The following is an 11,161-nucleotide window of genomic DNA, read 5'->3' on the forward strand; positions in this document are numbered from 1 at the left end:
TTTAGACTAAAAGATAACTTAGATATAATAATGGCATTAGTAGTTATTACAGTAGTGTTTATGATTATAATCCCAATGCCTGCAGAACTTTTAGATGTATTGATTTCATTTAATATAACACTGTCTATAATAATTATACTTTTAACCTTGTTTACTACGGAAGTATTACAATTTTCCATATTTCCTACTTTACTTTTAATAACTACAATTTTTAGATTGGCTTTAAATATATCTTCTACAAGACTTATACTTAGGGATGGATATGCAGGGGAAGTTATAAATGCTTTTGGAAGCTTTGTAGTAGGAGACAATTATATAGTAGGAATAATAATATTTTTGATTATAATTATCATACAGTTTGTTGTAATAACAAATGGTTCTGGCAGGGTTGCTGAAGTTTCTGCAAGATTTACTTTAGATGCAATGCCAGGAAAACAAATGAGTATAGATGCAGATTTAAACTCTGGTTTAATTGATGAAAAAGGTGCTAAAGATAAGAGAGAAAAACTTCAAGAAGAAGCAAGCTTTTATGGAGCTATGGATGGTGCATCTAAATTTGTAAAAGGAGATGCTGTGGCATCGCTTTTAATCGTAGTAATAAATGTAATAGCAGGTATTGTAATAGGTATAGTAATTAAAGGACTTGGGGCTTCTGAAGCTGCCCAAACTTATACAAAGCTTAGTATAGGTGATGGACTTGTATCTCAGGTCCCAGCGCTGCTTATATCTACAGCTTCAGGTATACTTGTAACCCGTTCAGGAAGTGCCGAAGGTTTTGGTACTCTTGCTATTAAGCAGTTGACAGGATTCCCTAAAGTAATAGCTATTGCAGGTGCAGTATTGTTATTTCTAGCCATAGTGCCTGGTCTTCCGCATATAGCATTTTTAATTTTAGCAGTAGCTTGTATGATAGCCGCGTATATGCTTTACAAAGATGAAATGCAGCATAATATGCAGCAGCAGGAAATAAAACAACAGGAAATAACTCAAATAGAAAATAAAGAACCAGAAAATGTAATGAACTTAATATCTGTGGAACCTATGGAAGTGGAAATAGGTTATGGATTAATACCACTGGCAGATGAAAGTTCAGGAGGAGATTTACTTCAGAGGATAACCTCTGTGAGAAGGCAGTGTGCTATTGAAATGGGGATAGTAGTTCAACCAATTAGAATTAGGGATAATTTGCAGTTAAATACTAATAGTTATGTAATAAAAATAAGAGGTACAGTAATTGCAAAAGGAGAGCTTATGCCAAATATGCTTCTATGTATGGACCCTACTAATTCAAACAGTGATATTCAAGGAATAAGCACTACAGAGCCATCTTTTGGACTACCTGCTATATGGATAAATAAAGATCAAAGAGAAGAAGCAGAAATAAAGGGACTAACCGTAGTGGATCCTACTACGGTTATGGTAACCCATCTTACAGAGTCAATTAAAAATCATTCCTATGAATTACTTGGAAGGCAGGAAGTTAAGCTTATTGTGGATTCTGTGAAGGAAAAATATCCTACTGTAGTGGAGGAACTTATACCTGACCTTCTTACTATAGGGGAACTTCAAAAGGTACTGCAAAATCTTTTAAGAGAAAGAGTTTCTATAAAGGATATGGTAACTATTATGGAGTCTCTTGCGGACAATTCAAGAAATACGAAAGATATAGAAGTACTTACAGAGTATGTTAGATTTGCATTAGGAAGAAGTATATGTAATTCACTTATAGATGAAAATGGAGTTATTACAGTAGTTACTATATCTAAACAGCTAGAAGATTTGGTAGGAAGCAATATTCAAAAGTCGATGCAGGGTTCTTTCCCAGCAGTAGATCCAGATACTACGAGTAAGATATTAAATTCAATTAAAAGTTTACTAGAATCAGTCTATTTTTATGAAAATCAACCTATAATTTTAGTTTCACCTAATATAAGGGCACCTTTCAGGAGATTAATTGAAATGGTATTTCCATCGGTAAATGTATTATCATTAAATGAAATACCAAATGATGTAGAGATAAAAACCGAAGGAGTGGTTTCAATATAATGATCATTAAAAGATACAAAGTCAATAATATGAATGAAGCTATTACGAGAATTAGGTACGAACTTGGGAAGGAAGCCGTAATAATAAGTCAGAGAAAAATAAGAAAACCTGGCATATTAGGTTTTTTCTCTAGAAAAATTTTAGAGGTAACTGCAGCTGTAGACAACAAGAAAAAGGAAAACGGCCGTGAAGAAGATATGCAAGATAGTATTGCAGCAATAAAAAAACTTGTAAATGATAAAATGAAAAATAACACCTTATGTAATGACATAAAAGGTGATAAAATTATAGATAATGATGCTAAAGAAAATTACAATACGTCGGAGTGTAATTATGAAAATAATATAGTGGATAAGAATAATGACTCTATTATAAAAGAAATGCAGCAGATGAAAGGCATGTTAAGTGAAATGATGAAGGGTTCTTACGGCAATGTAGGAAAAAGTGCATTTCAGATAAAGCTTGAAAATAGTGATTTCAACAGTAAAGTAGTGAACACAATTTTAAATAGAGTAAATATAATAGAAGATGATAGGGATGAAGAGGAAAAGTTAAAAGAAGTAGTTACAAGTATGATAAAAGTAGAAGATAAAGTACTTGAAAACATAGTAGTATTAGTGGGACCTACAGGTGTTGGAAAAACTACTACTATTGCTAAACTTGCGGGTAAGCTTTCTCTTATTGAAAAGAAAAAGGTAGGACTTATAACTATAGATACCTATAGAATAGGTGCAGTAGAACAACTTAAAACTTATGCAGATATAATGAATATACCATTTCAAGTAGTATTTACCATAAAGGACATGGGAAAAGCTATAGAGAATATGTCAGATTGTGATGTGATTTTAATAGATACTACAGGAAGAAGCAGCAAAAATAGGATGCAGATATCAGAACTTAGGGCATTTATAGATAAGGTGAATACGGACAATATACATTTGGTTATAAGTTGTACTACTAAAAATAGGGATATAGATGTGATAGTAGAGGGATACAAGGAGCTTAATTATAATAATGTGATAATAACTAAATTAGACGAAACATCTACTTATGGATCTATATTAAATATTTTACAAGCTGCAAAGAAACCTATAAGTTTTGTTACTACAGGACAAAATGTACCAGAAGATATAAAGGTTATGAATACAGAGGAATTAGCTAAACTTGTACTTGGGGAGGATATTATATGCTAGACCAAGCTGAAGAGCTTAGAAAATTAGCTCAAGAGGACAAAAAGACAAGAAAAGAAAAAGTACCTAGCAGTAAAAAACCTAGGATAATAACTGTTACTTCTGGAAAAGGGGGAGTTGGAAAGAGTAATTTTGTAGTAAATATATCTATAGCACTACAGAAGATGAAAAAAAATGTACTTATATTTGATGCAGATATGGGAATGGGTAATGATGATGTTTTAATGGGATGTTTACCTAAATATAGTGTATATGATGCTATATGTAAGAATAAAAATATAGAGGAGGTTATCATACAAGGACCTTTTGGAGTAAAATTACTTCCAGGTGGAAGAGGAATTTCAAAAATTGCAGATATAACGAAATCCCAAAAAAAGGAGTTTATAAAAAAGATATCTTTACTAGAAGATTTGGATTATATAATATTAGATACAGGTGCTGGAATAAATAGGGATGTATTAGGATTTATTTCTTGCTGCCAGGAGCTTATTATAATTACTACACCAGAACCTACATCTCTTACAGATGCATATAGCATGGTAAAGGCTGTAAATTATTTTAAATTAAACGATTTTGCGCAAATAATTATAAACAAAGCTTCTAATGTTCAAGAAGGAGAGAAAACCTTTAATAAATTTAAAGGTGTAGTAAACAAATTTTTAAATGTGGAAATAAAGTATCTAGGCTGTATATTAGAAGACAAAAAACTTGTTCAGGCTGTTAGAAACCAAGTACCATTTTTGATAAATTATCCCAACTCCCAAGCTTCTAAGGATATAAATTTAATAGCTAGTAAGTTGTCAGGAACTGAAATAGACAGCAGGAAAAGTAGTATACAGGATTTATTTAAAAAGATTTTTAATACTTTTTCATAAGGAGAAGGAAGAAGATGGATTCCAATATCGAGTTTACAGTTAATAGCAGAATTGAAATAGACGTGGACAATGAAATATATAAAAGTAATATTCAGGACGTGTCAGAGGATTGTATAAGTATAAGCATACCCGTAAACAATCATAAGTACATGCCTCTTTCAAAGGGTGAAAAAGTGGATGTTATATATTATGATAGAAAAAATGTATACAAATTTAGTACTGTGGTTGTAGGGCGTAAAATAGAGAGAATACTTATGATTATACTGAAGAAACCTGAGAAAGTTCAAATTTGCCAAAGGAGGAATTTTGTAAGAGTACCTTTGATTTTGGATGTGCTGTGTGCCATATTTCCTTTAGAAAAGGACTTATATCACTTAAATGACCAAGTTGAAGTGTTTAAAGCATGTTCTGTAGACATGAGTGGCGGCGGAATGAAAATAGTTGTAGATGTAAAAATGAAAGATAAATTAAAGTATGGGGACATTATTATAGTGACGATTCCAATGGAAAATGACAGTTTAACTTTAAAAGGAAAACTAGTGAGAATTAGTAACAACAAGGATGAAAGTAAATTGACCTGTGGATTATCTTTTATAGATATGGACAAAAACAGTAGAGAAAGAATAATAAGGGTATTATTTCAAATTATGAGACAGCACATAAATAAAGGAGCAAAGGAGGATTAAAATATGGCTTTGGCAAATAAATTAGATATAAAAGAAGAATTGGTAAAAAAGTATCTTCCTCTAGTGAAATACATTGCTTCTAGGGTTATAATTGGAAAGACCAAATACATTGAATATGAGGATTTGGTTAGTTATGGAATGTTAGGGCTTATTGATGCAATAAACAAGTTTGATAAAGACAGAGGAATGAAATTTTCCACTTATGCGTCCATAAGAATAAAAGGTTCTATGATAGATGAACTTAGGAGAAACAGTCCTATTTCTAAAGGCGCCATGGACAAGCTTAATAAATACAATGCAGCCATGGATTCCCTTCGCACTAAACTAGGAAGAGAGCCAGGAAGTGAAGAAATAGCAAATGAATTAGGTATGCCTTTGAAAAAGATGATGGAAATTGAAAATTATATAAACTATATATCTATAGTATCTCTAGAAGATTTGATATTTTCTGAAGATGATGACATTCCACTTATGGGAACTGTAGAAGATACTAAAAGTCCAAGTCCAGAAAAAAGTCTGGAGAAAAAAGAGATGCTGGAATATTTAGCCAAAGCGTTAGACCTTTTAAATGAAAAAGATAATTTAGTTATTACCCTATATTATTATGAAAGGTTGACTTTAAAGGAAATAGGCCATATATTAGATGTATCCGAGTCTAGGGTATGTCAACTTCACAGCAGGGCAATTTTACATTTGAGAAAGAACATGGCTAAATTGAAGTATGTATAGAAATGTTTTTAAGAAGGAGAAAATTTTATGGTTCCAATCATATTGATTATAGTAGGAATACTTTTAGTAGTATTAAATTTTAATGCAGTACGTAAAGAAGAAAAATCTTTTCAAGACAAATTGAATGTAAAGCAAAATGAAATGGGAAACTGTGAACTGGAAATTGGCAAAATAAGAAAGGAATTTGCAGAAACTATATTTGAACTGCAAAAAGAAATTGAAGATTTAAAAAAGCAGGGTAATCAGGATTTTCATGAAACTATTTTGTCTGAAGAGACATTTGAAGGCTCAGAGGAAAGATCAGTAGAAGAAGAAATCAAAGATATAAAAGACAATAATGGCAATACTGAAGAAGAACCAGAAAAAAGTGAAAATTTGGATGAGGCTGCTGAAGAGTATGCAAATAATATTAAAATTGATGAAATAAGAGGATTATTGAAAGATAATATCTCTGTAAGTGATATATCTGAGAAAACTGGTATTGGTAAGGGGGAAGTTCTATTAATAAAAGAATTGTATGCAAAATAAAAATGTTTTTTGATTTTTTTAGTGATAGAAAGATACTTATAGGTATAGGCATAGGTATTTTAATAACTACTTTTATAATGAGCGGTGTTAAGATCCAATACCAAATGAGTAAAAGTCAAATTGAGGATAAGGCAAGATCAATGGGAATGCATTATCCTGATGAAATGAAAGTTATGGATAAAGGAGGAAGCAAATGATTAGAAGTTTTTACTCTGCAGTATCTGGAATGATAACTCAAGAGGCAAAACAGGATGTGATAACAAATAACCTGGCAAATGCAAATACTGTAGGATTTAAGCAGGATGACCTTAGGGTGAAAAGCTTTAATGACATGCTTTTACAAAATTATGACAAAACAGAAGGAAATAGAAATGTGAGAAATATAATAGGATCTATAAGTCTTGGAAGTGGAATTGATTCAGTTAAAACAGGATTTACCCAAGGATCAATAGATTCTACAGGTGTGTCTACTGATTTTGCTATTGATGGAAGAGGATTTTTTGCTGTTAGGGGACAGGATGGAAAAGAGTATTATACGAGAGATGGTCATTTTCACGTAAATACAAATGGAGTACTGGTAAATGATGCTGGAGACAGTGTTTTGGCAAGAAATACTAGGACAGGTGCTTTAGGTGAGATGAATGTGGGAAACGGGAACATGACCTCAGATGACCACGGAAATATAAATATAGATGGAACTCCAAGTTACAAGCTCTATACGGTGGATTTTAATGATTATAATACTTTGACAAAAGTTGGAGACAATCTATATACAGGAACAAATGCTGCAGAGGCAAATGTTGTAGTAAGGCAGAAGTCACTTGAAAAATCTAATGTAAATATAGTAAATACAATGTCTCAATTGCTTACAACTATGAGATCTTTTGAAACTAACCAAAAGGCAGTTCAATCAATAGATGAAACTTTGGATAAACTAATAAATGAAGGCGGTAAAGTATGATTAATAGAAAAGGAATGATTTTATATGCTTAGAGCTATATGGAATAGCGTAAGTGCTATGAATGCACAGCAGGATAAACTAAATAGTATATCCAATAATTTAGCAAATTCAGATACTGTAGGATATAAAAAAGAAAATGTAGAATTTAATGATCTAGTGTATGAAACCTTAAACAGAAAGGGATACCCTACTAATCCCAATGGAACAAATACAATAAATGGTACAGGGGTAAAGGCTACAGAATGGATTAGAGATAATACTCAGGGTCCAATTCAACAAACAGGACTTAAAACAGACATGGCCATAGATGGAGATGGATATTTTAAAGTAACTCTAGGAAATGGAACGGCAGCTTATGAAAGGGCAGGAAATTTTACTGTAGATAGGAATGGTAACTTGGTGGATAGTAATGGAAATAAGCTTGAAGTCAACCTTACAGCAGAGGGAAGCAGCTTATTTAATGCAGGGACAGTATTTAAAAATGATAATTTTAAAGTAGATGAAAAAACTGGACAAATATACATGAATGTTGGTAATCAAAGCATACTTTATGGAAAGATAAACATATATAATGCAGTAGGACAGGATGCTATGAAATCTATAGGAGATAATTTATATCAGCCAGCAAACAATGTGCAAATGAACATAAATACCAAAGCACGTGTGATTCAAGGTTCTTTGGAGCAGTCTAATGTAGATTTGGGAAGAGAAATGACAGATATGATAATGGCACAGAGATCTTTTGAACTTGCATCAAAAGGGCTTACTACTTCAGATGAAATGTGGGGACTCATAAACAGTATGAAGAGATAGAATTATTGAATAGAATTTCTAATCATAAAATCAACTTATACTCCGGATATTTTTACAACCTTCAGCTCGTTAAATATTTTGATAAGGCTAGATAAAAAATTTAAAAAAATACTGAGAACTTTTGAAAACTCGTACCTCAAACAATTCAAAAGTTCTAGATTTTTTAAAAATTTTTTCTAAGCCTTATATACAAAATATTTAAAAGAGCTTTATTATTGTAAAAATATGCCTGCATATAAGTTGATTTTTAAGTTAGAAAGCTTCATAAAGTATTTCTTCATATATATTTATTTTGAAGAGTAACACTGTATGAGGTATTCTAGTTTGAAACTTGAACTTATACATAAAATATAATAACAAAATTGAAATCACATTTAAAAACTTTTTTAAATAAGTCTTAGCTTGGTATTTTAGAAAACCTTAGGGACTTAGATATGTCTGAGGTACGAGTTTATCTAAGTCCCTTTAGGTTTTCAAAATACCAAGCTTTAGACTTATTAAAAGTTTTATAGTGATGAAATTTGTTATTATATGATCTGTATAAGTCAACTTTCAACTGAGAAACTCTATAATTTTATGAAACATATGCAACGTACATACATATAATGTACAGATGTAATATTTTCAGGAGGATCAGTGTTATGTATAGATGTCCTTTTATGGACCAAGATGAATATATGGAAGAAGATTATATGTATGATGGGGATATGGACTATCCTCAGAATATGTACTCCACTGACTTTTATAGAATGTGCCCTATGTTTTTAAATGCTAGGAAGAATGCATATATGAGGTGTATGTATCCTACAGATTATATGCAGACACCAGCACCAACATATCCATATTATGATTCTGAAGAAAAAACGGAATATGTACCTTTCGATGAAAGATATGAAGATTTGGAAGGAGAAACAGAACAAAAGGAAGAAGAGCCAGAAGAAAAAGATACGGAAGATGAAGGGGAAACTGTAGATGACAGTTATGGTGGTACAAGAATTAGAACTGTAGATATATCAGATATTCAGGATTAAAAAGAAAAATGGACTGCTGCAATAGCAATTTTAAAAATTGCTATTGCAGCAGCCCTCTTATTTGTACTAAGACATAGCAGCAGTAAGAGGTGGGATAACCTGTTTTTTCCTTGATAGAATACCAGGAACATAAGCACCATTATTAGTTAAAGTTATGTTAAAGGCTTTAGAAACTACATTCTGTTTTTCACCTATGGCAATTAATTCAGATCCACCTTTTAATATATCTGTTACCATAAAAACTATAAGACCATAATTTTCTTCTTTACATTTTGATTCCATAACCTTTATAATGTCTTTTCTAATGGATTTAAATCCTTCGGTATCCATAGTTGAGATCTGTCCAACACCTACTTTTACTTCTGAAATATTAAATGCTTTGAAATCTTGATTTAATAATTCTTCAGGAGTTTCTCCTTCAAGAGAAGAACCTGCTTTAAACATATCATTAGAGAAGGTTTCAGGATCTATTTCAGCTATAGCTGCTAATCTTCTAAGTATCATTTTGTCTAAATCTGTGGAAGTAGGTGATTTAAACAAAAGGGTATCCGAAATTATAGCAGAACATAAAAGTCCCGCAACTTTTTGAGATGGTCTTATACCATTTTCAAAAAATTTGGATGCAACTATAGTTGCTGTACAACCTACTGGCTCATTCCTAAAATATATAGGTGAACCAGTTTGGATATCTCCTACCTTGTGATGGTCTAATATTTCAAGTATTTCTGCATCCTCCAATCCTAAAACAGATTGGGATTTCTCATTGTGATCTACAAGTATTACTTTCTTTTTGTTTTGTGATATTAGATGATATCTAGACATACTTCCAATGACTTTATTTTCTAAATTTACTACAGGATAACTTCTGTATCTGGTTTGGAGCATGACTTCTCGTACATCTTCTATTAAGTCATTTGTCTTGAAACAAACTAAATTATCTTTTTTCATTACATACCCTATAGGAATACTTTGAGGTATTAGTCTGGCAGTTGTAAAAGTGTCATAAGGAGTAACTATAATAGAACAATTAACTTTTTTTGCTTTTTCCAGTATATCATCATTTACTGTATGATTTCCTGTTATTATCATAAGTGAAGCTTTGGAATCAAGTATAATATCCTGTGCATCCACCCTGTCACCACATATAACTATATCCCCTTCTTCTATGAACTCGCAGATACTTTCTGGCTGCATTGCAGCAATTATAACTTTTCCTGTAAATTTGATGTTTTCATTGGAAGCATAAGCACACTTGGCTGATAATGTATCCAGTATATTTTCAAGGGTAGTGCCGCTTTTTTGGATTACGTTGGAATCCCATATGTCCATATAACAGGAAGTTATGTTGGATTGAGATGCAACACCTATTAATTTATCGTCTCCATCTACTACAGGTAGGGTCTTAACATTATTTTTACTTATCATTGACCAAGCTGTTTTTATGGAGGTTTCAGGAGATATAGGGTTTACATTATCAATATCTAAATCAGAAATCTGAGGTTTAACATTTTCCATTAGTTTTGGTGGGGTAACTTTAAAATAATCAAGTACAAATTGAGTTTCTTTATTTAGCTCTCCTAACCGTATAGGAATTGTTGTAACTCCTATTTTATTTTTAAATTCAGAATAAGCTATTGCAGAACATATAGAATCTGTATCTGGATTCTTATGTCCTGTAATGTATACAACATCGTTCATAATTTTTCCTCCTAAATGTATATATATGAATAATATATCTATTTACAAAAGTAATGTTATAAATACACATAATATTATAGCAAAAAATCACTTAATTATCTATATATAGGGTTATAATGAAAGTTAACTTATACAGGCCATGTAATGACAAATTTCAGCACCATAAAAACTTTTGATAAGTCTAGCACTCGGTATTTTGAAAATCTAAGAATCTTAGCTAAACTCGTACCTCAAACATATCTAAGCTTCTAAGATTTTCTAAAATACTTCGCTAAGACTTATGGAAAAGTTTTTAAAGGTGCTTTTAATTTTGTCATTACATTTTACGTATAAGTTTAAATTTCAATTAAAAACCTTATATTAATTATATCCAAATATTATCATAATTAACGGTTTACAATGCATAATTTCGGTAGATTTTTCTTCGAGGGTGTTATTAAAGATCTAAAAACTAAGCAGTATGAGCATTAAATTTTTAGATTTTCTACGACAACAGAAAATCAGCCTTAATTGTGAATTGTGCATGGTGCATTGTGAATTGACTGTCATAATGTAAGGCAAAAGGGGCATATATTTAATTAACGTAGAGAAAATAAATGCCTTG

At 31.4% G+C, this 11,161-nt stretch carries 11 protein-coding genes; 10 read left to right on the forward strand and 1 reads right to left on the reverse strand.

The window, feature by feature from the left end; all coding sequences use genetic code 11:
- The first annotated feature begins 30 nt into the window (after nucleotides 1–30).
- The 10 genes from flhA (at nucleotide 31) to WY13_RS17375 (ending at nucleotide 8,859) form a co-directional block, all read left to right on the forward strand.
- Nucleotides 31–2,046: a flagellar biosynthesis protein FlhA gene (flhA, locus tag WY13_RS17330; protein ID WP_431602471.1), complete on the forward strand. Its 2,016-nt coding sequence runs from the start codon at nucleotides 31–33 to the stop codon at nucleotides 2,044–2,046.
- The gene (gene flhF / locus WY13_RS17335) at nucleotides 2,046–3,239 is read left to right on the forward strand and encodes a flagellar biosynthesis protein FlhF (protein WP_063556832.1); all 1,194 of its coding nucleotides are present in this window, start codon (nucleotides 2,046–2,048) and stop codon (nucleotides 3,237–3,239) included. The genes flhA and flhF overlap by 1 nt, the downstream gene beginning before the upstream one ends.
- Nucleotides 3,233–4,111: a MinD/ParA family protein gene (locus tag WY13_RS17340; RefSeq protein ID WP_063556833.1), complete on the forward strand. Its 879-nt coding sequence runs from the start codon at nucleotides 3,233–3,235 to the stop codon at nucleotides 4,109–4,111. The genes flhF and WY13_RS17340 overlap by 7 nt, the downstream gene beginning before the upstream one ends.
- 14 nt (nucleotides 4,112–4,125) lie before the next feature.
- Nucleotides 4,126–4,797 carry a flagellar brake protein gene (locus WY13_RS17345; RefSeq protein WP_063556834.1) on the forward strand — a complete coding sequence of 224 codons (672 nt, stop codon included), beginning with the start codon at nucleotides 4,126–4,128 and terminating at the stop codon, nucleotides 4,795–4,797.
- 3 nt (nucleotides 4,798–4,800) lie between these two features.
- The gene (locus WY13_RS17350) at nucleotides 4,801–5,526 is read left to right on the forward strand and encodes a FliA/WhiG family RNA polymerase sigma factor (protein ID WP_063556835.1); all 726 of its coding nucleotides are present in this window, start codon (nucleotides 4,801–4,803) and stop codon (nucleotides 5,524–5,526) included.
- A 27-nt stretch (nucleotides 5,527–5,553) separates the two neighbouring features.
- The gene (locus tag WY13_RS17355) at nucleotides 5,554–6,054 is read left to right on the forward strand and encodes a hypothetical protein (protein ID WP_063556836.1); all 501 of its coding nucleotides are present in this window, start codon (nucleotides 5,554–5,556) and stop codon (nucleotides 6,052–6,054) included.
- A 2-nt stretch (nucleotides 6,055–6,056) separates the two neighbouring features.
- Nucleotides 6,057–6,251, forward strand: a complete 195-nt coding sequence (locus WY13_RS17360; RefSeq protein ID WP_035788091.1) for a hypothetical protein — start codon at nucleotides 6,057–6,059, stop codon at nucleotides 6,249–6,251.
- Complete coding sequence (locus WY13_RS17365; protein ID WP_063556837.1) at nucleotides 6,248–7,015, forward strand: flagellar basal-body rod protein FlgG; 768 nt, start codon at nucleotides 6,248–6,250, stop codon at nucleotides 7,013–7,015. The genes WY13_RS17360 and WY13_RS17365 overlap by 4 nt, the downstream gene beginning before the upstream one ends.
- A 24-nt stretch (nucleotides 7,016–7,039) precedes the next feature.
- Nucleotides 7,040–7,828, forward strand: a complete 789-nt coding sequence (locus WY13_RS17370) for a flagellar basal-body rod protein FlgG (protein WP_063556838.1) — start codon at nucleotides 7,040–7,042, stop codon at nucleotides 7,826–7,828.
- 641 nt (nucleotides 7,829–8,469) lie between these two features.
- Nucleotides 8,470–8,859 carry a hypothetical protein gene (locus WY13_RS17375; protein WP_082848555.1) on the forward strand — a complete coding sequence of 130 codons (390 nt, stop codon included), beginning with the start codon at nucleotides 8,470–8,472 and terminating at the stop codon, nucleotides 8,857–8,859.
- A gap of 66 nt (nucleotides 8,860–8,925) precedes the next feature.
- Here the strand turns inward: WY13_RS17375 and WY13_RS17380 are convergent, their stop codons facing one another.
- The gene (locus tag WY13_RS17380; RefSeq protein ID WP_063556840.1) at nucleotides 8,926–10,557 is read right to left on the reverse strand and encodes a putative manganese-dependent inorganic diphosphatase; all 1,632 of its coding nucleotides are present in this window, start codon (nucleotides 10,555–10,557) and stop codon (nucleotides 8,926–8,928) included.
- Nucleotides 10,558–11,161: the final 604 nt, after the last annotated feature.

The sequence above is a fragment of the Clostridium ljungdahlii genome (genome assembly GCF_001636845.1).
In the GTDB taxonomy this organism is placed as follows: Bacteria; Bacillota; Clostridia; order Clostridiales; family Clostridiaceae; genus Clostridium_B; species Clostridium_B ljungdahlii_A.